Source organism: Sphingobium sp. CFD-2 (genome assembly GCF_024611135.1).
Lineage (GTDB): Bacteria > Pseudomonadota > Alphaproteobacteria > Sphingomonadales > Sphingomonadaceae > Sphingobium > Sphingobium fuliginis.
In genome coordinates this window covers 475,001-500,678 of sequence record NZ_CP084406.1, presented here as the reverse complement: position 1 = coordinate 500,678, position 25,678 = coordinate 475,001, and the positions used below count along the sequence as shown (strand labels likewise).

Sequence of the window (25,678 nt, the reverse complement as noted above, 5' to 3'; positions counted from 1 at the left end):
GGTCGTTCAGGCGGCGATCACGCCTCCGTCGACGGATATGATCGATCCGGTGACGAAGGATGCCGCCTGCGAAGCCAGCCAGACCACCGTGCCGGCCATCTCCTCCGGCTGCGCGACGCGGCCCATCGGCACGGATGCGGGCCGCACGTCGCTCACCTGGCTGCGGCCGGCGCGCATATTGTGCAGCAGGTCGGTCTGGACCGGCCCGGGCGCGATCGCGTTCACCCGGATATTGTGGGGGGCAAGCTCTATGGCGGCGGACCTGGTCAACCCTGCGACGGCATGTTTGCTGGCGGAATAGGCGCCGACATAGGCGAGGCCGGAGAGCGCGGCGGTCGAGGCGAGGTTGATGATGGAGCCCCCCTGCCCCGCCGCCAGCATAGCCGGAATCTCATATTTCATGCTCAGCCAGGCGCCGCGCACGTTGATCGCGAACAGATTGTCGAAATCGCGCGCCGCCAGATCCTGAATGGCCGCCGCCGGGCCGGGGATGCCGGCGTTGTTCATCGCGATGTCCAGGCCATCCATGATCCCGGTCGCGGCTGCCACCAGGGCTTCGACGCTTGCCTCATCGCGGACGTCCACGGCGCGATAATGAACGGATTGCCCGCTGTCCGACGCGATTTCACGGGCCAATGCCTCCCCCCTCTCCTTTTCCAGCCCGGACATGACCAGGCTGGCACCGGCTGCCGCGATGGCGCGGGCGCAGGCCAATCCTATGCCGCTGTCGCATCCCACGACCAATGCCTTGCGCCCCCGCAGCGTAAAGAGATTGTCGGACATGGAAACACCCTTCTCGATCATGATTGGCGCTTGAAGCGGCGCTGGAAAGGCGTTGCGCAGCCATTGGGAAGGCGGCCGCTCCCGATCCTTTTCACCATCCTCATTGAATCTTTATGAGATACCGGTACCATAGGATGGTTCGGTTTAGCTAGGGCCAAAGTTCGCGAAGAATGCCATATGCCGTCGCTTCAGCATAATGTTATTGGATAGCCAATGCTTTCCCGATGTGCTGGAATTGCGGGAAATCCGCTAAATGCCGTGCCGTTCTTGGCTGCCCTGTCCGCAAGCGCCGGCAGGACCCGGAAACAGGAGATTTCGTGACACGCATTCCTTATCCAGACCCCGCCGGCCTGTCGGAAACGAAGCGCGAAGTGCTGTCCGGGGCGTTCGGTCGCGTGCTGAACATATCGCGCATGGCCATGCATGCTCCCGACCCCTTCTGGGCGCCGCAGCGCGCACTGGGCCGCGCCGCCATCTTCGACATCAGCATCACGCCACGCCAGCGCGAACTGATCATCCTGCGCGTCGCCTATCTGTCGCGTTCCGACTATGAGATCTATCATCATGAAAGCATTGCCGCCGCGCTGGGCCTGACGGAGCGGGAGAGGCAGGGGCTGGAAAGCGGCGACTTCAGCGTCTTCGCGGCGGAGGAGCAATGCCTGTGCGATTTCGTCAGCGAGCTGGTGTCGGACGTTGCCCCTTCGGACAGGAGTCTGGCGGCCATGCAGGAATATTTCGGCCTGCCCACCCTGTTCGAGATCCTCTTCATCACCTGCACCTATATGATGCTCGCGAGAGTGGCGGCCGTCAGCGGTGCGGAGATCGACGATGAAGCCGTGACCAACTGGAATCTGCGACGCTGAGAATGCCCTGGAGCGCGGGACAGGCGTAGCGCGGAGGGCCGTTGCGCGCCCGGCCCCGCACGACCGAAAACCGGGCCGAACCTGCCGCCCAGGAAAATTGGGACTTGTGCCATGCGGGTTCGCGGCGTATCCCAATCGTGATACCGGTATCTTCAATAACGATCTGGAGGGGTCCGAGGGGTGATAGCCGCTTCGCAAAAACTGTCGGCCTGGGTTAGGCAAATGCGGTTCGATGATCTGCCCGACGATGTTGTGACCGCGACCATGCTGCGCGTCATCGACGTGGTGGGGCTTTCCATCGCGGGCAGCCAGCGCCCGTTCGGCATGTCGGTGCGCCGCGCCACCGCCGGTCTGCATCCCGGAACGGAGGCCCGCATCTGGGGCGGGACGGCGCGGTCGAGCGTGTCGGGCGCGGCCTTCGCCAACGGCGCGCTGTCGCAGGCGCTGGAATATGACGACACCCATAATGAATCGATCGTGCACATGAGCAGCCCCGCCGTCGCGGCGGCGCTGGCGCTGGGCGACCGCCTGCGCTGCGGCGGGCGCGACGCGATCCTGGCCATAGCCATCGGCAACGAGATCAGTTGCCGCGTCGGCAGCCTGGCGCCGGGCCAGTTCCACAAACGGGGATTCCACCCCTCCGGACTGTTCGCGCCGTTCGGCGTGAGCTGGCTTACGGGAAAGATGCTGGCGCTGGAGGAGGATGCGATGATCCGCGCCGCCGGGATCGCCGGCAGCTTCGCCGCCGGGCTGATCCAATGCTGGGTGGACGGCACCCAGTCCAAATTCCTGCACCCCGGCTGGGCCGCGCAGAGCGGGATCGCCGCGGCGACACTGGCTGAGGCCGGCGTCACCGGTCCCGCCGAGGTGCTGGAGGGGCGCTTCGGCCTCTATGCGTCGCATCTTCAGGACGACGCCGTGACGCCCGACTGGCGCCGGCTGACCGATGCGTTGGGCGAGGAATGGGAAAGCCGGAACGCCTCCTTCAAGCCCTTTCCCGCCGCCCATGTCATCCATCCCTATGTCAGCGCGCTGCTGCGGCTGCGCGAGCGTCACGGCCTGTCGGCAGAGCGCATCCGCGCCATAAGGTGCGATGTCGCGCCCTATATCGTCGGCATCGTGTGCGAGCCGCAGGGCGAGAAGCTGCATCCGCTGACCGATTCGCACGGGCGGGTCAGCCTGCAATATACGCTGGCGGAGGCGCTGGTGCGGGGCAGGCTGGGGAAGGACGCCTATCAGCCGGAATATCTGCGCGACGAGGCCATTCTCTCCCTGGCGCGGCGGGTCGAATATCGGGTCGACAGGTCCCTCCCCGGCCCGGAGCAGTTCAAGGGGGTGATTTCCGTGGAACTGACCGACGGCACCGTCCTTGAGGAGATCGAGGAACATAATCGCGGATCGTCGGAAAATCCGATGACCACCGATGAGATCGTGGCGAAGTTCAACGAGAATGTGGCGGGAACGCTGACCGCAGCGCAGGCCCGGCGCCTTGTCGACGCCGCACTGGCGCTGGACCGGTGCGAAGACGTGTCGCGCTTTACCGAACTGACGGTGACGGACCATGAATGACGCGGGAAGACTCGCCGGCCGCAATGCGCTGGTCACGGGATCGGTCGGGGGACTGGGCCAGGCCATGGCGCGCAAGCTGGCGTCGGCCGGCGCGAACGTCATGCTGCACGGGCTGGAAGATCCGGAGGAAGCCGCCTGTCTGGGCGAGGCGATCGAGCGGGATTATGGCGTGCGCGCCGTCTATTGCCGCGCCGACCTGCGCCAGGCGTCGGCCGTGCGGGACCTTGTCGACCAAACCGAGCGGACGCTGGGTCCCGTCCATATCCTGATCAACAACGCCGTCGTCCGGCATTTCGCGCGGATAGAGGATTTCCCCATCGACAAATGGACCGAGGCGCTGGCCGTCAACGTGACCGCCGCCTTCCTTGCGACGCAGATGGTCCTGCCGAAGATGAGGGAGGCGCAATATGGACGGGTGTTCAACATGACGTCGGTCTATGGCTATCGGGGCACCGTCAACCGGGTGGACTATGTGACGACCAAGACCGCGATCCAGGGACTGACGCGCGCCACCGCGCTGGAGACGGCGGGCAGTCCGATCACCTGCCATGCATTGATGCCCGGGTCGGTGCTGACGCCCCTCTGGTCCGACCGGCTGGAGCGGATGATGATCGAGGAAGGGCTGACGCGGCCGGAGGCGGAGACGCGCTTTCTGGACGGGAAGCAGCCCAGCGGCCGGTTCGTCGATGTCGACAGCGTCGCGGAGGTGCTGCTGCTGCTGTGCGGCCCCGCCGGAACGGATATGAATGGGGCCATATTGCCGATCGAGGGCGGATGGATGGCCCGCTGATGCCAGCGGCAGGGCGATGTTTGAGGAGCAGTCGATGACGCAGAGCCGGAATGTGGGATTTATCGGCCTTGGCAGCATGGGAAGCGCCATGGCGCCCCGGCTGCTGGAAAACGGCCATGCGGTGATCGCCTATGACGTCAATCCTTCGGCGCGGGCGGCTTTCGCGGCGGCGGGCGGCCTGGCCGGCGACAGCGTGGAGGAGGTCGGCAACCGGGCCGACATGGTGTTCACCAGCCTTCCTTCCCCCCAGATCGTCCGGCAAGTGGCGGCAGAGCTGGCGGGGACGAGGGTCGGGATCGTGGTCGACCTGTCGACCATCGGTTCGCGCGCCTCTGCCGAGGCGGCGGGCCTGCTGGCGCAGCATGGCAGGTCGTTCGCCGACGCGCCGGTCAGCGGCGGGCGCGCCGGGGCGCTGGCGGGCAAGCTGACGCTGATGCTGGCCGCGCCGGCAGCCGTGCAGGAGGAGGTCGCGCCCCTGCTTTCCCATTTCGGCAAGGTGATCCCGGTCGGCATGCAGCCCGGTCAGGCGCAGACGATGAAGCTCATCAACAACATCATGTCGGTGGTGGCGCTGGCCGCGACGTCGGAGGGGATGGCGATGGGGGTCAAGGCGGGGCTGGACCCGCATGTGATGCTGGACGTGCTCAACATATCGAGCGGGCAGAACAGCGCCACCCGGGACAAGTTTCCCCGCGCCGTCGTCCCGCGCACATTCGACTTCGGCTTCGCGACCGGCCTGTCGCTGAAGGACGTCCGGCTTTGCCTGGACGAAGCGCAGGCATTGGGCGTACCCATGATGCTGGGCAATCTGGCCAAGACGATGCTGGACATCACGGCGGCGCAGTTCGGCGCGGATGCCGACTTCACGATGATGGCGCGGGTCGTGGAGCAATGGGCCGGCGTCGAGATCGGCTGAACGCCTGACGCGAGATTTGGGAGGGAAGTCGTTGGAGGATTGCTATCAGGTCTATGCCGTCCAGTACGGCCATCACGATCGCACCGCATCGGCCAATTTCGTCGGCGGCGATCCACACGACCGGCCGATGCCGCTCGACTATTTCGTCTGGGCGATCGTGGGCGACCACGGCACCTATATACTCGACACCGGTTTCGACGCGGCCATGGGGATCAAGCGCAACCGGCAGTTGGTGCGGCCCGTGAACGAAGGGCTGAAGACCATCGGCATCGACGCCGCCGCGGTCAGCGACGTCATCATTTCCCACATGCATTTCGATCATGCGGGCAATCATGCGATGTTCCCGCAGGCGCGGTACCATGTGCAGGATGCGGAAATGGCCTATTGCACCGGCCGCTGCATGTGCCACGAGCCGTTGCGCCACGCCTATGAGCCCGGCGACGTCCAGGCGATGATCGGGCGGCTGTTCGACGGCCGCCTGCAATTCCACGATGGCGACAGCGAACTGGCGCCGGGCCTGACCCTGCACCGGGTCGGCGGGCATACGCGCGGATTGCAGGTGGTGCGGGTGAAGACCCGGCGCGGCTGGGTGGTGCTCGGTTCCGACGCCGCGCATCTCTACGCCAATTTCGAGCAGGCGCGGCCCTTCCCCTCCTTCGACAGCATGACCGACATGCTGTTCGGCTTCGACAGGATGCGGGAACTGGCGAGTTCGGAAAACCACATCATTCCCGGCCATGATCCGCAGGTGCTGAGCCGCTATCCCCGGGCGCGCGACGGCGTGGCGGGGGTGGTCCGGCTGGACGCCGAACCGGCGTCCTGAAGGCGGAACGCGGGGCGCTGCCGCTCAGCGCGCCCGCGCCTCCCGCAACAGGCTGGGGTCGATCAGCCGGGAAAGCGTTGCGCGGTCGCGCGGCGGGCGGCCGTCGATCTTCGCGAGCCACTGCTCCTCCTCCACCATCACGTCCAGCAGGTCGTCGGGAAGCGCGCAGGGAAAGCGGTGATGATGCCATGACTGGCGAATGAGTTCGAGATTCTGACCGGTCCGTTCCGCCAGCATCGCCTGCATTTCGCCGGGATCTTCCTCCGCCTTGCGGCAGCCGGCCAGCAGTTCGCGCAGGAAGGCGACGACCTGTTTCCGCTTCGCCGGATCGCGGAGCGTCCCGGCCCTGGCGTTCAGGCTGTATATTTCGCGATAGGCGCCCTTGGGCTGGATGCTGAGGCCATTGTCCCCCAGCGCGAGAGCCGCGCGTTCCGCTTCGGGTTCCCAGGTCGACAGCGCGTCGACATCGCCCTTGATCACCGCGTCCGCGCCGGCCCTGGCGGTCAGGGGAACGATGGTGACGTCCGCCTCGCCCAGCCCCGCGCCCTTCAGCAGCCTGTGGAGGTAGAAGGCGGCGGAGGTGTTGACGAACACCGCGATCCGCTTTCCCTTCAGGTCCGCGACGGAGGCGATGCCGGAGGAGCGCCGGGCGACGATGCGGTACAGGCCTTCCGTCGTGGTGACGACGATGCGGACGTCGGGATGCTTCAGCGACATGCGCAGCGTCTGCGTTTCGGCATTGCCGGCGAGATCGGCCATGCCGGGATTGGGCGGCGGCGGCGCGCCCTCCGCATGCCCGCCGACCGAAGCGGCGAGCGCGGGGTCGGGCGCCGCCCAGAGGTTGGGTACCCCGCCGCTGGCGGTGACGACGGTTCCGGGCGGCGCATTCTTCGCCGCCAGCAAAGCCGGCCCGAACTCCAGCACGGATCGATGGCCGAAGACGGAAAGCGGTTCGGCCGGAGCCGTTGGGGCATTGACCGCCGCCGACGGTGCGGCGGCGCATCCGCCAAACGCCAGGGCCGCCATGGCTGCGGCCAGAGCCGCCTTGTTGCCGCGCATCGTCATTCTCCCCCCATGGGCGTCAGTAGCGGAAGCGCACGCCGAGCCGATAGGCACGGCCCACCAGGTCATAATAGGTCCCGTCGAAGGAAGGGAATGGCGGATCGGTGTCGAGCAGATTGTCGATCGTCCCGAACAGTTCCACCTTCTTGTCATTATCCTCGCTGCGGGTCAGGACAAGCTTTCCGCCCAGATTGAAGTAGATGCGGCTGGGAATCCTGTTGATGTTGAGGCTGGTCGCCGTCCCCGGCACGGCGGCGGTGTCGATCTTGCCGTCGTTGATGTAGCGCGCCTGGAGGTTCACGCCGAAATCGTCGGTGTCATAGGCGATGGTCGCGTTCATCGTCAGGTCCACCATGCCGACCGTGCCGCCATTGACGGGCGTTCCATTCTGCCCGGAACGGTCGATGGCCCCGGTCGTGTCCGTCAGCCTGTAGTCCCAGACATAGGTGGCGAGCAGCCGCGTGCTGAGATTGCCCGCGCCGAGCGGCATGCGATAGGACAGTTCGATGTCGACGCCGCTGGTCTGGAACCGATTGAGGTTCAGATAGGGCGTCACCATCTCCGTGATCGGACCGTTGGCGACGGGGCGGGTGATGAAGGCGCAGCGGCTGGCGTCGCCCGCGACGCAGGAGTCGAGGACGACCTGCGCGACGGAGGTGTTGATGACGCCGTCTATGTCGATGTCATAATAGTCGACCGACAATTGCAGGCCCGATGCCCATTGCGGCTGATAGACGAACCCCGCCGTCAGCGAATTGGCGACTTCGGGTTCCAGGTTCCTGTTGCCGACGGAGAAGGTGCGCACCGTATAGGCCGTATTGGTGACCGGGTCGATGATGCGCGCGTTCTGATTCCTTTCCGGCGTGAACATTTCGGTGAGATTGGGGGCGCGGACATCGCGCGAGCGGGTGGCGCGGACGCGGAATTCATCGGTGATCGACCAGTTCACGCCCGCCTTCCAGGTCCACACGCTGCCCGCGCCGCTATAATCGGCGTAGCGGGCGGCGGCGTTGACATCCAGATGGCGGAAGAATGGCCTGTCCGCCGCCAGCGGAACGAGCAGCTCCACATAGCCTTCCTTCACGTCGAACGATCCGTCCACGAAGGCGGAGTTGGCGCTGGAAAAGGCGCGGGCCGCCTCCAGCGGGCTGGGGATGGAGAGCAATGTCTCCCGGCGATATTCGATGCCGGTCGCGATGGACACGGGCCCCGCCCAGGTCGAGAAGGGTTCCGCCTGGAGATTGCCGGCGACGACTGTCTGGGTCGTCTTCTGATGCTGGAGCGAGAGGCCGGTCACATAGGCCTTGGCCGCGTCGCTGGCCGTGCCGGTGCCGAAGATATTATAGGGCACGCAGCCCGCCGCCGCGTTGCGGATGGCGGCGTTGGGGCTGAGCAGGTCGCGGCAGACGGGGATGGAAACGCCGTTCTGCGTCACGTTCACCACATCGATGGCGCGGCGCCAGTTCGCCTCGATCCGCTGGCCGATGACGCCGCGGATGAACCGGTTCTGGCCATATTGCGCATAGACGTCCCATTTGATGCCGCCGAAGGAGCCTTCGGCGCCGATCAGGCCGCGGGCGGTCTCATTCGCCTTGCTGACGATCTGCTGGAAATTCTCGGTCCCGAACCGGCCGAGCTGGAAGCTGGTGAGCGCCGGCGCGCCGGCCGGCCGCGCCGCATTGTAATTGTCGATCGCCGCCCGCGTCGCCGCCGGGATGAAGGGATTGTCGGCGCTGACGACGATGGGGGAAAAGGCGCTGGTGCTGGGCGACTGGGTGCCGAAATTGCGCGTGCCGATGCTGGGCACGGTCCAGTCGACATGGGCGTAGTTGCCCTCCGCGAAGAAGCTGGTGTCGCCGCTTTCGAAGCTGACCCGGCCCATGGCGACGACGCGCTCATGCGGCTGCCTGATGTTGACGCCGGTCCAGGAACCGATGCCGTACCCGTCGCCGCCGATCTGGTCGTCGCCCCATACTTCCCCGAAGTTGAACTGGAAGGGGGTGCCGTCCGGCGCGAAGGCGGTGCCGCGCAACGGTCCGGTGGCGATCAGGCCGCCGGGCGTCTGGGAGGCGTAGTGGACATTCTTCGTCCAGATGCGCGCGGGCTGGCCGTTGGTGGCGAAATTGGGATTGGTGACGAACCACCATTCCTCCCGCCCCCAGTCGCGCGTGTAATTGTCGCCCACCCCCTCGTCATAGGAATATTCCGCGCCCAGGATGATATGGCCCGCGCCGTCGGCAAAGCTTGTCCCGCCGCCGAGAGCGACCTTCATGTTATAGCCGTCGCCTTCCTCCGAGATGCCGGCCTGCGCTTCGCCGCGAAGCCCGGTCAGCTTGTGGTCGAGGATGATGTTGACGACGCCGGCCACGGCGTCGGAGCCCCATGCGGCGGACGCGCCGCCGGTCACCACCTCGGCGCGTTCGACCAGGAAGGTGGGGATGAGGCTGAGGTCGACGGTGCCGACATTGGACGTCGGCACGAAGCGATGGCCGTCGACCAGGACGAGGGTGCGGTTGGCATCCAGCCCGCGCAGGTCGGCATAATAGCCGCTATTGGTGAAGGTGCGCGCCGCCGACGGGTTCTGGCTGGGGCGGAAGGCGGGCGCCTCCTGCAGCACCGAGCCGATGCTGATCGCGGCGCGGTTCTGCACCTGCTCCGCACCGATCACGGAAATGGGCGTGGGGGCGTTGAAACCGTCCCGCACGATGCGCGAACCGGAAACGACGATGTCGGCCTCCACCGGTGGATCGGACGGCGCGGGAGGCGAGGATGGGGCCGGGATCGGGGAGCCGGCCGGGGCGGCGTCCGGCGGTTCCGAAGCGCCATCCGCCGGGGCTGCCGCACCCTGCTGCTGCGCGAAGGATGGACCCGGCGGAGCCATGGCGGCGAAGGCGATACCTGAAAGCAGGGCAAGTCTGGTCGACGCAACGCGCATGTCATCCCTCCCGATTGCCCGCGTGACGCAGGTCTGTCGTTCTATTCGCAGAAGCGGATCGTAGAAGCGGACCGTCGAAAAATCGCTGAACGAAATAACATTCACAATAACTGAGAAACATGCCGGAGGCGCATCATCCAGCAGTGGCGCGACAGGCGAAGCCGCGCGGGGCATCAAAGGGCTGGCGGGTGCCGTGTTCCGGGTGTAGGATGCCGCCATTGGCCATGAGGCGCTCCCTCATGCCGAGAGATGCTCGCCCCGGAAAAGCGCGCATGTCCCGACAGAGGACATATAAGAACAGGAGCTTCATGGCTTTCGGTCAGGAGAGCGAACCATGGCAATGGCTCACCCGTCCCAGGCGGCGTCCGCCGGGCAAGATATTTCCATCCGCACCATCACGTTCGACGACCTGCGCGTCGCCCTGCGTCAGGGGTGGGACGATTTCCTCGCCAAAAGGGGCGATCTGGTGTTCATCGGCTTCATCTATCCGATCATCGTCGCGCTCGCGATCATGTCGGCCAGCCGGATGTCGATCCTGCCGCTGATCTTTCCGCTGGTGGCGGGCGCGATCCTGCTGGGGCCGGCCTTCGCCAGCGGTTTCTACGAACTGGCGCGGCGGCGGGAGGCCGGGCTGGACGCGCGCTGGCGCCATTTCCTGGACGTGATCCGCAAGCCGGGCGGGTCCGCCCTGTTCGACCTGACCTGCGTGCTGGCGCTGCTGTTCATGGCGTGGATGGCGACGGCCTGGTTCATCTATCATGCGACGCTGGAAAATGTGCCCGGCTCGACATCCTCCGTGGGCGCTTTCCTGTCCGCCATATTCGGCACGTCGCAGGGCTGGCAGATGATCGTGCTCGGCAATCTGGTCGGCTTCGGCTTCGCGCTGCTGACGCTGGCGGTCAGCGTCGTCTCCTTCCCCATGGCGGTGGACAAGCCGGTCAGTTGGGGCGTCGCGGTGCGCACATCCTGCCGCGTGGCATGGCATAATCCGGTGACGGTCGCGGCCTGGGGCCTGATCGTGGTCGCGCTGCTGGTGCTGGGCGCCCTGCCCGCGCTGGTGGGGCTGGCGGTGGTGCTGCCCGTGCTGGGCTATGCCACCTGGCACCTCTATACGCGCGCGGTCGTCCGGTAAGGCGTCAGCCCCCGGCCATGTCGAGGGCGATGCCCAGCAGGGCGCGCAGCGTCGGCGCCTCGTCCGACCGGCGCCACGCCAGGCCGGTTTCCAGCATGGGGGCAAGGCCGGCCAGCGGCAGATAGCGCACGCCCGTGCGCGCGAGGTTGCGCAGCGAGGCGGGGACCAACGCCAATCCCATGTCGGCGGAGACGAGGCTGATGATCGTCTGCATCTGGATCGCCCGCTGGCGCACATGCGGCTCCCGCCCCTGGGCCCGATAATGGTCGATGACAAGATCGTGGAAGGTGGGCGCGACGTGACGCGGGAAGAGCAGCAGCGGCTGGTCGAGCCAGCCCTCCCCGGCCAGCCTGCCGTCCTCCACCAGCAGGCGGCCGTCCTTCACCCAATTCTCCGGCACGGCGGCCACCAGCGGCTCGCGCAGCAACGGGCGATAGTCGATGGCCGCGGGCAGGCCGGATGCGGGCGGGATCAGCAGCCCGGCGTCGGTCCGCCCTTCCACCAGCGCCTCCACCTGCACGTCGCTGGTCGCTTCCACCAGCGTCATGTCCACCCTGGGGAAAGCATTGGCATAGCGCCGCACCAGCGCGGGCAGGATGCTGTAGTCCGCCGAACTGACGAAGGAGAGGACAATCCGCCCGACCGTCCCGGCCTGCAGGCGCCGCGCCACGGCAGCGAGGTCGGCCACGGCCCCCACGGCGGGCCGGACATGCTCCAGCCATTGCCGTCCGAAGGGGGTGAGCGCCACCTGCCGCTTGGTCCGGGTGAAGAGAGGCGCGCCCAGTTCCCGCTCCAGCGCCATGATCGACTGGCTGAGCGGCGGCTGGGTCATGCCCAGCCGTTCGGCGGCACGGCCGAAATGCAGTTCCTCCGCCACGGCGAGGAAATGGTTGAGCTGGCGAAGGTCCATGTCAGTCATTCATCCTGCGACCTTATAGCGCGGCTGCAATATATTTCACAACCTGTCCGCGAAGGCGTAAGGCGGCCGGACAGGAACCGAGGACAGACCCATGCCGCATTATCGTTCACGCACCAGCACCCATGGCCGCAACATGGCGGGCGCGCGCGGCCTTTGGCGCGCCACCGGCATGAGGGACGAGGATTTCGGCAAGCCCATCATCGCCATCGCGAACAGCTTCACCCAGTTCGTGCCGGGGCATGTGCACCTGAAGGATCTGGGCCAGCTCGTCGCGCGGGAGATCGAGGCGGCGGGCGGCGTCGCCAAGGAATTCAACACCATCGCGGTCGATGACGGCATCGCCATGGGCCATGACGGCATGCTCTATTCGCTGCCCAGCCGCGACCTGATCGCGGACAGCGTCGAATATATGGTGAACGCCCATACCGCCGACGCGCTGGTGTGCATTTCCAACTGCGACAAGATCACGCCGGGCATGCTGATGGCCGCGATGCGCCTCAACATCCCGACCATCTTCGTTTCGGGTGGTCCGATGGAGGCCGGCAAGACCGAGCTGCGCGGCAAGACCGTCGCGCTGGACCTGGTCGACGCCATGGTCGTCGCGGCGGACGACAGCTATACCGACGAGGAAGTGAAGGTCATCGAGCGGTCCGCCTGCCCGACCTGCGGTTCCTGCTCCGGCATGTTCACCGCCAATTCGATGAACTGCCTGACCGAAGCGCTGGGGCTGTCGCTGCCGGGCAACGGGTCGACGCTGGCCACCCATGCCGACCGCGAAAAGCTGTTCCTGGAGGCGGGCCGCACCATCGTCGACCTCGCCAAGCGCTGGTACGAACAGGACGACGCATCGGCCCTGCCCCGCAACATCGCCACCTTCGCCGCGTTCGAGAACGCGATGAGCCTGGACATCGCCATGGGCGGGTCGACCAATACGGTGCTTCACCTGCTCGCCGCCGCCTATGAGGGCGGGGTGGATTTCACCATGGCCGACATCGACCGTCTGTCACGGCGCGTTCCCTGCCTCTGCAAGGTCGCGCCGGCCAAGAATGACGTGCATATGGAGGACGTCCATCGCGCGGGCGGCATCATGGCGATTCTGGGCGAGCTGGAACGCGCCGGGCTGGTCGACGCCAGCCTGCCGACCGTCCATGCGCCGACGCTGGGCGACGCGCTCAACCGCTGGGACATCGGCCGCACCAATAGCGAGGAGGTCCGCAACTTCTTCCGCGCCGCGCCCGGCGGCGTCCGCACCACCCAGGCGTTCAGCCAGAACGCCCGCTGGGAGGAACTGGACACCGACCGCGAGACCGGCGTCATCCGCAGCGCGGCGCATCCCTTTTCCAAGGATGGCGGGCTGGCCGTGCTGTTCGGCAATATCGCGCCGGAAGGCTGCATCGTGAAGACGGCGGGGGTGGACGAATCCATCCTGACCTTCCACGGCACGGCACGGGTCTATGAAAGCCAGGACGCTGCGGTCGCCGGCATCCTGGGCAATGAAGTGAAGGCGGGCGATGTCGTCGTCATCCGCTATGAAGGGCCCAAGGGCGGGCCGGGCATGCAGGAAATGCTCTACCCGACCAGCTATCTGAAGTCGAAGGGGCTGGGCAAGGCCTGCGCCCTGATCACCGACGGGCGCTTTTCCGGCGGCACTTCGGGCCTTTCCATCGGCCATGTGTCGCCCGAAGCGGCGGAAGGCGGGCTGATCGCGCTGATCGCGACCGGCGACCCCATCCTCATCGACATTCCCAATCGCGTGATCAGGCTGGACCTGGACGACGCCGTCATCGCCGCCCGCAAGGCGGAAATGGAGACGCGCGGCGCGAAGGCGTGGAAGCCGCTCGGCCGCAAGCGCCATGTGTCGCCCGCCCTGCGCGCCTATGCGGCGCTCACCACCAATGCGGCGCGCGGCGCGGTGCGGGATGTGGGCCAGGTGGAAAAGGATTGATTATTCAGGGCGCGCGCCGCATTCGACCCCGCGGCGCGTCGTTCCGGACGATTGCCCGCTGGCCGTCAGTGGAGGAGGATATAAAGCGTGCCGGTCAACGCCAGGGCCGACGCGCTGCACAGGCTCAGCAACCCGACGCTGCATTGGCACATGCTGTAATGCATACGCTCCATCGCACTCTCCCTTGCCGCCGGGCTTATGCCGGTCGGGCGGGGCGACGATAACAGAGAATATCGCGCGAATCAAAAGGTCAGGCGTCGTCCAGTCCCTGCAATAATTTTTGCAGCGCAGCATGGAAATGCCGCCGTTCCGAAGGGTTCAGCGCCTTCAAAAGCTTTCCCCCCAGTTGCAGGCGGAGAGGCTCCGTCACGGCGACCGCCGCCTCTCCGGCCGGAGTGATGGCCAGCCGCTTCACCCGCCGATCGTCCCTGTCCGGCACCCGCTGGATCAGGCCTTCGCGCTCCAGCCCGTCCAGCGCCTCCGTCACCGTGCGCGGCGCGAGATTCATGATTTCGGCAATGTCGGCGGCGCGCGCCGTTCCCAGCTGCGCCTTTATGCACATCAATATCTTGGTCTGGGCGAGCGATGCGCCCTGTTCCGTCATCGCGCGGTCGAACGATCTGCGGATCAATGTGATGACCCGAAACAGGTCGGTCAGTAGCTGTTCGTCGGCGCCATTCATGAGGAACCTCAATAAATGGTATTGCGCTATGGTGCAAGCGCGAGCATAGGGGACGGGATTGCGATCTGCGGGTTCCATCGATGAGTTCTGAGACAGTGGCTTCTTCTCCCCCCCATGGCGACGACTCGGGCCAGAGCCGCTCCTCCGCGCTCAGAAGCCCGCGTGCACGCCTGATCCTGCTGCTTGTGGCGCTGGCGCTGATCGGCGGCGGCGTGCTGTGGTTCATCCGCTTCGAAACCTTCGGCAAATATCAGGAATCGACCAACGACGCCTATATCCAGGCCGATTCGATCACCGTCGCGCCCAAGGTGTCCGGCTATGTCGACCGCGTCTTCGTCGATGAGAACCAGGATGTGAAGGCCGGCCAGCCGCTGGTTCAGATCGATCCGCGCGATTACCGGGCGCAGGCGGCTCAGTCCGTGGCGCAGATCGACGTGGCCAAGGCCAATGCGGCCGGGGTCGTCGCCCAGATTGCGGAGCAACGCGCCGCCGTCGCGCAGGCCGAGGCCGATCTGAGCGCCGCCAACGCCAATGCCGCCTTCGCCGCGCGCGAGGTGGAGCGCTATCGCCCGCTGGCGGCCAGCGGTGCGGAGACCCGCGAGCGCCTGTCGGAGCTTCAGAACCAGGCGACCCAGGCGCGGGCGAGGGCCGCGGCGGCTGCGGCGACGCTGACCAGCGCGCAGAAGCGGATCGCCACCCTGCAGACGCAGGTGCGGCAGGCGGAAGCGCAGGGCGAGGCCGCGCGTGCGCAGCTTTCGGCCGCCAGCACCAATGTGGAGGCGACGATATTGCGGGCGGCCGTCGACGGGCGGATCGGTGACAGGAGCGTCCGGCAGGGCCAGTTCGTTCAGGCCGCCAGCCGGCTGATGACGCTGGTTCCCAAGGCCAGCCTCTATGTCGAGGCGAATTTCAAGGAAACGCAACTGGGCCTGATGCGCGTCGGCCAGCCGGTGACGATCGCGGTGGATGCGCTGCCCGGGATCGAGCTGCCCGGACGGGTCGCCAGCATCGCGCCCGGCACCGGCGCCCAGTTTTCGGTCCTGCCGCCGCAGAACGCCACCGGCAATTTCACCAAGATCGTCCAGCGCATCCCGGTGCGCATCGCCGTCAGCGCCGGCCCCGAAACCCGGAAGCTGCTGGTCCCCGGCATGTCCGTCGAAGTGTCCGTCGACACCCGTTCGGCCCGGAACGCCGCCGCGCAGATCCGCCGGGAGCAGGAGCGGCATAACGCCCGGATCGACCGATGAACGCCACCGCCGCTTTGGCCGCGCCGCCCCTTCCCGAACGCGCCGACACCGCCGCGTGGCTGGCCGTCATCGCCGGAAGCCTGGGCGCGATGATGGCGACGCTGGACATTTCCATCGTCAATTCCGCGCTGCCCACGATACAGGGCGAGATCGGCGCCAGCGGCACGGAGGGCACCTGGATCGCGACATCCTATCTGGTCGCGGAGATCATCGTCATTCCGCTGGCGGCCTGGCTGGAACGGCTGCTGGGGCTGCGCACCCTGCTGCTCGCCGCCGCCTTTCTGTTCACCGGCTTTTCGATGCTGTGCGGCGTGGCCGGCGACCTTACCACCATGGTCATCGGCCGCGTCGGCCAGGGCTTTACCGGCGGCGCGCTGATCCCCACGGCGATGACCATCATCGCCACGCGCCTGCCCCGTTCGCAGCAGCCGATCGGCAATGCGCTGTTCGGCGTCACCGCCATTCTTGGGCCGGTGCTCGGCCCGCTGGTCGGCGGATGGCTGACGGAGAATATAAGCTGGCACTACGCCTTCTTCCTGAACCTGCCCGTGGGCATCGTGCTGATCACCCTGCTGCTGGTGACGATGCCGCATCAAAAGCCGCGCCTCAGCGAATTCCGGCAGGCCGACTGGCTGGGCATCGCGGGCATGGCGCTGGGCCTTGGCGGCCTTACCATCGTGCTGGAGGAGGGGCAGCGGGAACAATGGTTCCAGAGCAGCGAGATCGTCCTGATGTCGATCGTCTCCGGCATCGGCTTCATCCTGCTGTTCGCCGGGCAATATTTCGCGAAAAGGCCCGTTATCCGGCTGAAGCTGCTGCTCGACCGGCAATTCGGGGCCGTTGCGCTGATGGGGCTGGTGATCGGCATGATGCTGTACGGCACCGCCTTCGTCATTCCGCAGTTCCTGGCGGCGATCGCCGGCTATGACGCGCTGCAATCGGGCCGGATCGTCCTGCTGTCCGGCATTCCGAGCCTGATGCTGATGCCGCTCACGCCCCTGCTGATCCGGCACCTCGACATCCGCATCGCGGTGGGCGCCGGGCTGCTCATCATGGCGACGAGCTGCTGGGTCGACACGGTGTTGACCAATCAGGCGGTAGGCCATGATTTCGTCGAGTCGCAATTGCTGCGCGGCGTGGGCAGCGTGTTCGGTTTCCTGTTCCTCAACCAGGCGGCCATCGCATCGGTCCCGCGCGAGGATGCGGGCGATGCCGCCGGGCTGTTCAACGCCGTCCGCAATCTGGGCGGATCGCTGGCGCTGGCGGGCATCGCCACCATCCAGGACCAGCGAAGCTGGCTGCACAGCCGCCGCATGGAGGAAAGCCTGAGCGCCAATAGCGGGCAGGTGCAGGATTATATCGGCGGCCTCGCCCATTCGCTGGGCGGGCAGGACGCCGCGCTTCGATCGCTGGCAGGCACGATCCAGCGGGAAGCGCTGGTGATGACCTATAACGACATCTTCACGATGCTGGCGGTCGGCATCATCGCCGTATTGCCGCTGGTGCTGTTCCTGCGTCCCTTGCCCAAGGGGCAAGCGGTCGCGATGCATTGAGGCTGGTTCCATGCGTTTCCCCCAGACCGTCCTTCCTCCGGCCATCCTCCCGCTGCTGGCGCTCGCCGCCTGCACCGCCGGGCCGGATTATCAAGGGCCGGAAGCGGCCAGGCCGGTCAGCCCGGCGGCGCAGTTCGTCAGGGCGCCCGCCGACGCTGGCCCGCAGGCGCCTGCCGCCGCGGCCTGGTGGACGGCGCTGGGCGACCCGGTGCTGGACGCGCTGGAAAGCCGCGCGCTGGCCGCCAATCCCGGCGTGGCCGTGGCGGAGGCAAGGGTGCGGCAGGCCCGCGCCTCGCTGCGGACGGAGCGCGCCAATGCCCTTCCCAATGTCAACGCCTCCGCCCTTTACGTCCATGCCACCGTGCCCGGCGTCGACCTCGGCAATTCGGAGGAGGACAGTTCCGAGGGCGGCGACAGCCAGTCGCTCAATTTCTACAATCTGGGCTTCGACGCGAGTTGGGAGGTCGATCTGTGGGGTGGCCGGCGGCGGGGAGTGGAGGCGGCACGGGCCCAGGTCGAGGCGGCGCAGGCCAATGTCGCGGACGCTCAGGTCAGCCTGACCGCCGAAATCGCCCAGGCCTATGTCAATCTGCGCGACCGGCAGCAGCGTATCGCGCTGGCGCAGCAGGCCACGGCCCGGCAGCGCGAGATGCTGCGCCTGACGGAACAGCGCCACGCCGGGGGAACCGCCTCCGCTCTGGAGGTGGAACAGCAGCGCAACCAGCTGGAGCAGAGCGACGCCGCGCTGCTGCCGCTGAGTGCGGAGCGCGACGCCTATCTGAACGCGCTGGCCACCCTGGCCGGGGAAGCGCCCGGCGCGCTCGACGCCATGCTGGCCGCGCTCGCGCCCGTGCCGCTGCCTCCCGCGCAGGTCGCGGTCGGCGATCCCGCCGCGCTGCTCAGGCGCCGTCCCGACATCAGGGCGGCAGAGCGCCAGTTCGCCGCCGCCACCGCCAGGATCGGCGTGGCGGAGGCCGCGCGTTTTCCCAGCCTCAGCTTCATGGGCCTGATCGGCATCGGCGGCACCGATCCGGGCGATCTGGTCGACCTCGACACGCTGGCGGCGATCGCCATGCCGCGCCTGAGCTGGAGCTTCCTCGATTTCGGCCGCAACGCCGCCCGGGTCGGACAGGCCGAAGGCGTCCGGGACGAGGCGGCCGCGCAATATCGGCAGGCGGTGCTCAATGCCCTGCGCGACGGCGAGGACGCGCTTTCCCGCTTTGGCGCGCGGCGGCTGAGCGTCGCCAGCGCCGCCCGGTCGAAGGCCTCGGCTGAGCGCGCCGCCGCGCTGATGCGCCAGCGTTTCGAGGCGGGAACGGCCACCCGCATCCAGCTTCTCGACGCGGAGCGGCAGAGCCTGTCGGCGGCTCAGGCGCTGACCCAGGGGACGGCGGCGATGACGGCGGACTATATCGCCCTGCAAAAGGCGCTCGGCCTCGGCTGGCAATAGGAAATTTAACCTTTCCGCAAGGCTTTGGGAGCGAAATGCCGCGCTGGAGCGCGTTGCCTTGTATCGGGCACAGGCCGCGCGCTTCAAGTTTCTGTTGTCGCATCGTTTTAGGCAGAAAACCGGTTCCCGTCCTTCGACAGGGCTCAGGACAGGCTTTTCCGCACGATGCTCTAAAAGTCCATATTGTCCGATGGAAGCGCGACATGCTCCGGGGGAGGAGTCCGGCAGGGACGGGAACGCGCTTCGGATCGGACAGGAGGGACTTTCAAGTCGGGGCCGCGCATCATCATGTTGAAGAGAATTCGTACCGAGCATGTCGAATTGGGCATGTTCCTCCACAAGATGGAAGGGTCGTGGTTCGCCCACCCCTTCTGGAAGAGCAGGATGCTGCTGGAGGATGCCGAACAACTGGAAACGTTGAAGGCGAGCAAGGTCGAATGGGTGCAGATCGACACCTCTCGCGGCGCTGACCTGAAGCCCAGCGAAGCGCCCGCCCCGCCCCGCGCGCCGGCTGCCGACCAGCGTGACCGTCCGTTCGGCCGCGCGGGCGCCACCATTGCCCGGCGCGGGGCGCCGCCGCCCGTCAGCCGTCCGTTCGACCCGCTGTCGAAAGACAGGCTGCCGGCCAAGGTGAGAACGGCGGTGCAAAATTAGACCACGGTGGCGGCGGCGAAGTGCTGCTGCGGGCGGCGTAAAAGTCGTCCACTTTGCCTTCTTTGCGCGAGCAGGGAGGGCGTGGAGATATATACCGTGGATCTTTACCTGAAGGTGCGTCTTGCTTGCGCGGGCGGCATGAGCCAGCGTGAGGCGGCGAAGCATTTCAACGTATCGCGCGACACGGTCCGCAAGATGCTGTCGTATTCGGAGCCCCCCGGTTACCGCCGGACGGCGGCGGTGCGGCGGCCCAAGCTGGAAGCGTTCGTTCCGATCATCGATGCATGGCTTGATGGTGACCGTCAGGTTCCGCGCAAGCAGCGTCATACGGCGAAGCGGGTATTTGACCGCCTTCGCGAAGAGCACGGTTTCACCGGCGGCTACACGATCATCAAGGATTACATCCGACAGCGCGAGCAGCGCAGCCGGGAGATGTTCGTGCCGCTGGCGCATGCGCCCGGCCATGCCCAGGCAGATTTTGGTGAGGCCATGGTCGAGATCGGCGGTGTTGTGCAGAAGGCGCATTTCTTCGTGCTCGATCTACCGCACAGCGACGCCTGCTACGTGCGCGCCTATCCCGCTGCCGTTGCCGAGGCATGGATGGACGGCCACGTGCACGCCTTCGCGTTTTTCGGCGCGGTGCCGCTGTCGATCGTCTACGATAACGACCGCTGCCTGGTCTCGAAGATCCTGCCCGACGGCACGAGGCAGCGCGCCCGGCTGTTCAGCGGCTTCCTGTCGCATTACCTGATCCGCGATCGTTACGGCCGTCCCGGCAGGGGGAACGACAAAGGCAGTGTTGAAGGGCTGGTCGGTTATGCTCGCCGCAACTTCATGGTGCCGATCCCCCGGTTCGCGACGTGGGAGGCGTTCAACCTGTGGCTCGAGGAGCAATGCCGCAAGCGTCAGAACGACCGGCTGCGGGGCGAGAGCGAGACGATCGGCGAGAGGCTGAAGCGCGATCTGGCGGCGATGCAGGAACTGCCGGCTGCCCCGTTCGAGGCTTGTGACCAGACCAGCGGCCAGGTCTCGTCGCAGGCGCTGGTGCGTTACCGGACCAATGATTACTCGGTGCCGGTGCGCTTCGGCCATCAGGAGGTATGGATCCGGGGCTATGTCGGCGAGGTGGTGATCGGCTGCCGGGGCGAGGTCATTGCCCGTCATGTGCGCAGCTACGAGCGCGAGGACGTGATCTTCGATCCCATCCATTACCTTCCCCTGATCGAACAGAAGATCAATGCGCTCGATCAGGCAGCGCCCCTGCAAGGCTGGCACCTGCCCGAAGCGTTTGCAACGCTGCGCCGCCTCATGGAAGCTCGTATGGGCAAGCATGGTCGGCGCGAGTATGTGCAGGTGCTGCGTCTGCTGGAGAGCTTCACGCTTGCCGATCTGCATGCGGCCGTAAAGCAGGCTCTCGATATCGGGGCGATCGGCTTTGATGCCGTGAAGCATCTCCTGCTGTGCCGGGTGGAGCGCCGACCACCCCGATTGGACATGGCGATCTATCCCTATCTGCCCAGAGCCAGGGTGGAGACGACATCGGCGCGCTCCTACATGCAGTTGCTCTCGGGCGATGCGAAGGATGCGGCATGAGCAGTCCGTCCCCCGAGCTGTTACTGGCCAGCCACCTCAAGACGCTCAAGCTACCAACCTTCCTGCGCGAGCATGACAAGCTGGCCCGGCGATGCGCGGCCGAGGGCGCAGATCACGTCCGCTACCTTGCCCGGCTTGTCGAACTGGAGCTGATCGACCGGGAACGCCGGATGGTCGAGCGCCGGATCAAGGCTGCGAAGTTCCCGGCCGCCAAGAGCCTCGACAGCTTCGACTTTGCCGCGATCCCCAAGCTCAACAAGATGCAGGTGCTGGAACTGGCACGCTGCGACTGGATCAACCGCCGCGAGAACGTCATAGCCCTTGGTCCCTCGGGAACCGGCAAGACCCATGTGGCGATCGGCCTCGGCCTTGCCGCCTGCCAGAAGGGCCTGACGGTCGGCTTCACCACCGCGTCCGCGCTGGTCAGCGCGATGATGGAGGCACGCGACGAACGCCGCCTTCTGCGCCTCCACAAGCAAATGGCCGGATACAAGCTCCTCATCATCGATGAACTGGGGTTCGTGCCGCTCTCGAAAACCGGCGCGGAACTGCTGTTCGAGCTGATCTCGCAGCGTTACGAGCGCGGCTCGACGCTGATCACCAGCAACTTGCCGTTCGACGAGTGGACCGAAACGTTCGGCTCCGAGCGCCTGACAGGCGCGCTCCTCGACCGGCTTACCCACCACGTCTCCATACTCGAGATGAACGGAGAGAGCTATCGTCTGGCCCAAAGCCAGGCGCGCAAGGCACGCTCCAACCCCTGACAGAAAAGACCATCCGTGTGTTGGCGACCCCCACTCGGGCTACGCCCTCGCGGCGCTCGCCAGCACACGGATCACCCGGCCTGATTTTGCGCCGCCCAATGGCCGACTTTTACTCCGCCGTTGACACGCGGGTCAATGTCCTCGAAATCAATCGACGGCTGGATGGCATCGGCGCTAATCAGGCGGGATGAGCGAACCGGACCGCCGCGATCCAGAAGCCTATCTGCGTCAGGCGGCGCGGGAAGGCCGCGGGCGTCTGAAGATATTCCTCGGCGCGGCGCCGGGCGTCGGCAAGACCTATGAGATGCTGATCGACGGCATGCAGCGCCTGAAGGCCGGCGTCGACGTGGTGGTGGGCGTGGTCGAGACCCATGGCCGGCGGGAGACGGAGGCGCTGCTCCACGGCCATGAGGTCATTTCCCGGCGCGCAGTCGATCATCAGGGCCATGGCCTGGGCGAGATGGATCTGGACGCGATCCTCGCCCGCCGCCCCGGGCTGGTGCTGGTGGACGAACTCGCCCACAGCAACGCGCCGGGCAGCCGCCATCCGAAACGCTATCAGGATGTGGAGGAGCTGCTCGACGCCGGGATCGACGTCTATTCGACCGTGAATATCCAGCATGTCGAAAGCCTGAACGACGTCGTCGCCTCCTTCACCCGCGTCCGGGTGCGCGAGACGGTGCCGGATTCCATCCTCGAAACGGCGGAGATCGAGGTGGTCGACATTCCGCCCGACGAGCTGATCGATCGGTTGAAGGAGGGCAAGGTCTATATCCCGGCGGAGGCCAGCCGGGCGCTCAACCATTTCTTCTCCAAGTCCAATCTGACCGCGCTGCGCGAGATGGCGTTGCGCCGCGCTGCGCAGGCCGTGGACGCGCAGATGCTGGACTATGTGCGCGCCCATGCGCTGGCGGGCAGCTTCGCGGCGGGCGAGCGGGTCGTCGTCGCCATCGGCGAACTGCCGAGCGCGCAGGGGCTGGTCCGCGCCGCCAAGCGGCTGGCCGACGCGCTGAAGGCGCCCTGGACCGCCGTGCATATCGAAACGCAGCGCAGCCTGGCCTTCACGGCGGAGGAGCGCGGCCATCTGGCCGACACCATGGCGCTCGCATCGCGCCTGGGCGGAACGACCGCGACCATCCCCGCCCCCAGCGTCGTGGCGGGGCTGCGCCAATATGCGGCGGACGCCCGCGCCACCCAGATCGTGATCGGCAAGGCGAGCCGAAGCTGGTGGTTCGAACTGCGGCACGGGTCGGTGGTCGACCGTCTGGTCCGCGCCATGGAAGACGTCGCCATCCACGTCCTGCCGGGCGACCGGTTCGCGCCGCCCCGCCGGACGGCCCGCATGGGGCCATGGGGCAAGCCCGCCGACTATCTCTGGTCCACGGCGATGATCGCGCTGATGACCGCCATAGGGCGGCTGCTGGTCCAGACCATCGCGCTCGGCAATATCGCCCTGCTCTATCTGGTGCCGGTGATGTTCGCCGCCGCCAGCTTCGGCCTGCGCGCCGGGCTGTTCGCGGGGCTGCTTTCCAGCCTCGCCTATAATTTCTTCTTCCTGCCGCCCACCGGCACGCTGACCGTCAGCAATCCGGAAAATGTCATCTCCATCCTCGTCCTGCTGGGCGTCGCCATCGTCACCAGCCAGTTCGCCGCCCGCGTCCGCGCCCAGGCGGACCTGGCCCATGGCAGCGCCCGGCAGAATGCGGCGCTGGCGGGATTTTCCCGGCAACTGACCGCGGCGGCCAGCCAGGACGAGCTGATGCATGCCATCTGCGCCGAAGTGGGGCGAATGTTCGACGTGCGCACCGTCCTCCTCCTCCCATCGCCCGACGGTCCGCAACTGCGCGCCGCCGTGCCGCCGGAGGACAGGCTGGAGCAGATAGAGAAGGCCGCCGCCCAATGGGCGATGGACAATGAGCAGCCCGCCGGGCGCGGTTCCTCCACATTGACGGCGTCGGACTGGCTGTTCCACCCGCTGCGCACGACGCGCGGCGTGCTGGGCGTGCTGGGACTGGCGCGGGAGGATGCGGGGGAGCCGTTGCGGTCCGACCAGTTGCCGCTGCTCATGAGCCTGCTCGACCAGGCGTCCATCGCCTTCGACCGCATGGCGCTGGAGGAGGAGATGCTGGACGCCCGCCAGATCCGCGAGCGCGACCGGCTGCGTTCCGCCCTGCTCTCCTCGGTCGGGCACGACCTACGCACGCCGCTCACCACCATCATCTCCGCCGCGCATGAACTGAAGCGCCAGCACCCCTGCGACCTTGCCGACACGGTGGAGGCGGAGGCGTTGCGGCTGACCCGCTTCGTCGCCAATCTGCTGGACATGGCGCGGGTGGAGGCGGGCGCCCTGCCGCTGAAGCTGGAGCCCGTGGACCTGTTTGACGCGGTGGCGGGCGCCGTCCACGATACGCGCCAGTCGCTTGGCCGGCATGAGGTGAAGGTCGACATATTGCCCGATATTCCGCTGGTGCGGGTCGATCCGACGCTGCTGCACCATATCCTCATCAACCTGCTCGACAATGCGGGGCGCTATGCCGATCCGGATACGCCCGTGACCATCCAGGGCCAGCGGCTGCCCGACGCGATCACCCTGTCGGTGATCGATCAGGGACCGGGCATCCCGCCGGGAAGCGAGGCGCGCGTCTTCGACACCTTCACCCGCATGGAGGGGTCGGACCGGGCGAAGCATGGCACCGGCCTTGGCCTTGCCATCGTCAAGGGCTTTGCCGAGGCGATGGGGCTGGGCGTATCGGCGGCCAACCGGGCCGATCCGCCCGGCGCCTGCTTCACCCTGCGCTTTCCGCAGGCCTCGATCCTGTCTCCGCTTGCTGACGAGGACATGCCATGACCACCCGCTCATCCGGTCGCCATAAAGTGCTGATCATCGATGACGAACCGCAAATCCGTCGCCTGATCCACGCGGCGCTGACCCGCGCCGACCATGCGACGGTGGAGGCCGCCAATGCGCGCGAGGCGCTGGACAAGTTGCGGGAGGAGCGACCCGACATCTGCCTGCTCGACCTGGGCCTGCCCGACCGCGACGGGCTGGAGCTGGTGCCGCTCATCAAACGGGATTCGGACGCCAGCCTGATCGTCATATCGGCCCGCGACGCGACCGAGCAGAAGGTCGCCGCACTGGACCTGGGCGCGGACGATTATCTGACCAAGCCCTTCGATACCGACGAGATGCTTGCCCGCGTGCGCGTGGCGCTGCGCAACCGCATGACCAAGGATGGCGGCGTTTCGATGGTCCGCGCAGGGGATGTGGCGATCGACCTGATGGCGCGGATCGTGACAAGGGGCGGACAGGAAGTGCATCTGACGCCGAAGGAATATGGCGTGCTGGCGCAACTGGCGAAATATCCGGGGCGGGTGATCACCCATCAGCAGATCATGGCGCAGGTCTGGCCCAACGAGCATGCGCATCATGTCGAATATCTGCGCGTGCTGGTGCGGACCCTGCGGCAGAAGCTGGAGGACGACCCGCAGCGGCCGCGCATCATCGCGAACGAACTGGGGATCGGCTACCGGTTGAAGGAAGCGGATGGGGGTTGAGCCCCCTCCTCCCTCTAACAGTCATCGTCACGGAGCGGAAATCCACCCTCCGTAAGAAGCCCCAGACAGCACGTCCGGGGGATGGGTTCCCGCCTTCGGGAATGACGGGCGAAGATGAAAAATGAAGGCGAATCAGATTTCGACCTGCGACCCCAGTTCCACCACCCGGTTCGTCGGCAGCTTGAAGAAATCCATGGGCGTCACGGCATTGCGCATCATCCAGGCGAACAGCTTTTCCCGCCAGATCGCCATGCCGGGCTTTTCCGACGGGATCAAAGTCTGGCGGCTGAGGAAATAGCTGGTCTGGCTGACGTTGATGGGGCCGCCGCAGCCCTGGACCGCTTTCATCGCGGCGGGAATGTCGACTTCCTCCATGAAGCCGTGGCGCAGCACCACACGGTAGAAGCCTGCCCCCAGTTCCGTCACTTCGGAACGGCCGGTGA

Annotated in this window: 21 protein-coding genes (1 of these 21 only partly in view); 15 read left to right on the top strand and 6 right to left on the bottom strand. The window is 66.6% G+C overall.

All coding sequences use genetic code 11. From position 1 onward, the window contains the following. Window positions 1–6: 6 nt before the first annotated feature. Window positions 7–783, bottom strand: coding sequence for an SDR family NAD(P)-dependent oxidoreductase (locus tag LDB29_RS22520; RefSeq protein ID WP_257557972.1), 777 nt, complete (start codon window positions 781–783; stop codon window positions 7–9). Window positions 784–1,100: 317 nt separating this feature from the next. Between LDB29_RS22520 and LDB29_RS22515 the strand changes: the two genes are divergently transcribed. The 5 genes from LDB29_RS22515 to LDB29_RS22495 all read left to right on the top strand — a co-directional run bounded on the left by LDB29_RS22515 (window position 1,101) and on the right by LDB29_RS22495 (window position 5,744). After that, window positions 1,101–1,646, top strand: a complete 546-nt coding sequence (locus tag LDB29_RS22515) for a carboxymuconolactone decarboxylase family protein (protein WP_257557971.1) — start codon at window positions 1,101–1,103, stop codon at window positions 1,644–1,646. 222 nt (window positions 1,647–1,868) lie between these two features. Beyond that, complete coding sequence (locus LDB29_RS22510; protein ID WP_257557970.1) at window positions 1,869–3,215, top strand: MmgE/PrpD family protein; 1,347 nt, start codon at window positions 1,869–1,871, stop codon at window positions 3,213–3,215. Further along, entirely contained in the window at window positions 3,208–4,005 is a 798-nt protein-coding gene (locus LDB29_RS22505) for an SDR family NAD(P)-dependent oxidoreductase (protein ID WP_257557969.1), read from the top strand. Before LDB29_RS22510 ends, LDB29_RS22505 begins: the two co-directional genes overlap by 8 nt. 34 nt (window positions 4,006–4,039) lie before the next feature. Beyond that, window positions 4,040–4,921 carry an NAD(P)-dependent oxidoreductase gene (locus LDB29_RS22500; RefSeq protein WP_257557968.1) on the top strand — a complete coding sequence of 294 codons (882 nt, stop codon included), beginning with the start codon at window positions 4,040–4,042 and terminating at the stop codon, window positions 4,919–4,921. A gap of 31 nt (window positions 4,922–4,952) precedes the next feature. After that, window positions 4,953–5,744, top strand: a complete 792-nt coding sequence (locus tag LDB29_RS22495) for an N-acyl homoserine lactonase family protein (RefSeq protein WP_257557967.1) — start codon at window positions 4,953–4,955, stop codon at window positions 5,742–5,744. 24 nt (window positions 5,745–5,768) lie between these two features. On the opposite strand, the gene LDB29_RS22490 is transcribed toward LDB29_RS22495, so the two are convergent. After that, complete coding sequence (locus LDB29_RS22490; protein ID WP_082718727.1) at window positions 5,769–6,809, bottom strand: ABC transporter substrate-binding protein; 1,041 nt, start codon at window positions 6,807–6,809, stop codon at window positions 5,769–5,771. A gap of 16 nt (window positions 6,810–6,825) precedes the next feature. Next, window positions 6,826–9,741: a TonB-dependent receptor domain-containing protein gene (locus LDB29_RS22485; RefSeq protein WP_257557965.1), complete on the bottom strand. Its 2,916-nt coding sequence runs from the start codon at window positions 9,739–9,741 to the stop codon at window positions 6,826–6,828. Window positions 9,742–10,075: 334 nt separating this feature from the next. On the opposite strand from LDB29_RS22485, the gene LDB29_RS22480 reads away from it, so the two are divergent. Beyond that, window positions 10,076–10,873: a DUF2189 domain-containing protein gene (locus LDB29_RS22480; protein ID WP_025549805.1), complete on the top strand. Its 798-nt coding sequence runs from the start codon at window positions 10,076–10,078 to the stop codon at window positions 10,871–10,873. 4 nt (window positions 10,874–10,877) lie between these two features. On the opposite strand, the gene LDB29_RS22475 is transcribed toward LDB29_RS22480, so the two are convergent. After that, window positions 10,878–11,783: a LysR family transcriptional regulator gene (locus tag LDB29_RS22475; RefSeq protein WP_061938173.1), complete on the bottom strand. Its 906-nt coding sequence runs from the start codon at window positions 11,781–11,783 to the stop codon at window positions 10,878–10,880. A gap of 100 nt (window positions 11,784–11,883) precedes the next feature. Here LDB29_RS22475 and ilvD point away from each other — a divergent pair, with 100 nt between their 5' ends. Then, complete coding sequence (gene ilvD / locus LDB29_RS22470) at window positions 11,884–13,737, top strand: dihydroxy-acid dehydratase (RefSeq protein ID WP_257557962.1); 1,854 nt, start codon at window positions 11,884–11,886, stop codon at window positions 13,735–13,737. 250 nt (window positions 13,738–13,987) lie between these two features. Here the strand turns inward: ilvD and LDB29_RS22465 are convergent, their stop codons facing one another. After that, the gene (locus tag LDB29_RS22465) at window positions 13,988–14,419 is read right to left on the bottom strand and encodes a MarR family winged helix-turn-helix transcriptional regulator (RefSeq protein ID WP_025549807.1); all 432 of its coding nucleotides are present in this window, start codon (window positions 14,417–14,419) and stop codon (window positions 13,988–13,990) included. A gap of 80 nt (window positions 14,420–14,499) precedes the next feature. Here LDB29_RS22465 and LDB29_RS22460 point away from each other — a divergent pair, with 80 nt between their 5' ends. The 8 genes from LDB29_RS22460 (at window position 14,500) to LDB29_RS22425 (ending at window position 25,235) form a co-directional block, all read left to right on the top strand. Further along, window positions 14,500–15,666: an HlyD family secretion protein gene (locus tag LDB29_RS22460; protein ID WP_257557960.1), complete on the top strand. Its 1,167-nt coding sequence runs from the start codon at window positions 14,500–14,502 to the stop codon at window positions 15,664–15,666. Next, window positions 15,663–17,219: a DHA2 family efflux MFS transporter permease subunit gene (locus tag LDB29_RS22455; protein ID WP_257557958.1), complete on the top strand. Its 1,557-nt coding sequence runs from the start codon at window positions 15,663–15,665 to the stop codon at window positions 17,217–17,219. The genes LDB29_RS22460 and LDB29_RS22455 overlap by 4 nt, the downstream gene beginning before the upstream one ends. Window positions 17,220–17,229: 10 nt before the next feature. Beyond that, window positions 17,230–18,669: an efflux transporter outer membrane subunit gene (locus tag LDB29_RS22450; RefSeq protein ID WP_257557957.1), complete on the top strand. Its 1,440-nt coding sequence runs from the start codon at window positions 17,230–17,232 to the stop codon at window positions 18,667–18,669. A 288-nt stretch (window positions 18,670–18,957) separates the two neighbouring features. Beyond that, on the top strand, window positions 18,958–19,323 hold the full coding sequence (locus tag LDB29_RS22445) for a DUF3391 domain-containing protein (protein WP_257557956.1): 366 nt from the start codon (window positions 18,958–18,960) through the stop codon (window positions 19,321–19,323). A gap of 138 nt (window positions 19,324–19,461) precedes the next feature. Then, complete coding sequence (gene istA, locus LDB29_RS22440; RefSeq protein ID WP_218036328.1) at window positions 19,462–20,916, top strand: IS21 family transposase; 1,455 nt, start codon at window positions 19,462–19,464, stop codon at window positions 20,914–20,916. Next, the gene (gene istB / locus LDB29_RS22435; protein WP_054944222.1) at window positions 20,913–21,680 is read left to right on the top strand and encodes an IS21-like element helper ATPase IstB; all 768 of its coding nucleotides are present in this window, start codon (window positions 20,913–20,915) and stop codon (window positions 21,678–21,680) included. The genes istA and istB overlap by 4 nt, the downstream gene beginning before the upstream one ends. A 187-nt stretch (window positions 21,681–21,867) precedes the next feature. Next, window positions 21,868–24,528 (top strand): sensor histidine kinase KdpD, encoded by a 2,661-nt coding sequence (locus tag LDB29_RS22430; protein ID WP_257557955.1) that lies wholly within the window; start codon window positions 21,868–21,870, stop codon window positions 24,526–24,528. After that, window positions 24,525–25,235 (top strand): response regulator, encoded by a 711-nt coding sequence (locus LDB29_RS22425; RefSeq protein ID WP_025549818.1) that lies wholly within the window; start codon window positions 24,525–24,527, stop codon window positions 25,233–25,235. Before LDB29_RS22430 ends, LDB29_RS22425 begins: the two co-directional genes overlap by 4 nt. Window positions 25,236–25,367: 132 nt before the next feature. Here the strand turns inward: LDB29_RS22425 and LDB29_RS22420 are convergent, their stop codons facing one another. Beyond that, window positions 25,368–25,678, bottom strand: the final stretch of a protein-coding gene (locus LDB29_RS22420; RefSeq protein ID WP_222887765.1) for a potassium transporter Kup. The gene runs 1,585 nt beyond the window's last position; 311 of the gene's 1,896 nt are visible here — the last part of the coding sequence; its start codon lies beyond the right edge, outside the window; it ends in the stop codon at window positions 25,368–25,370.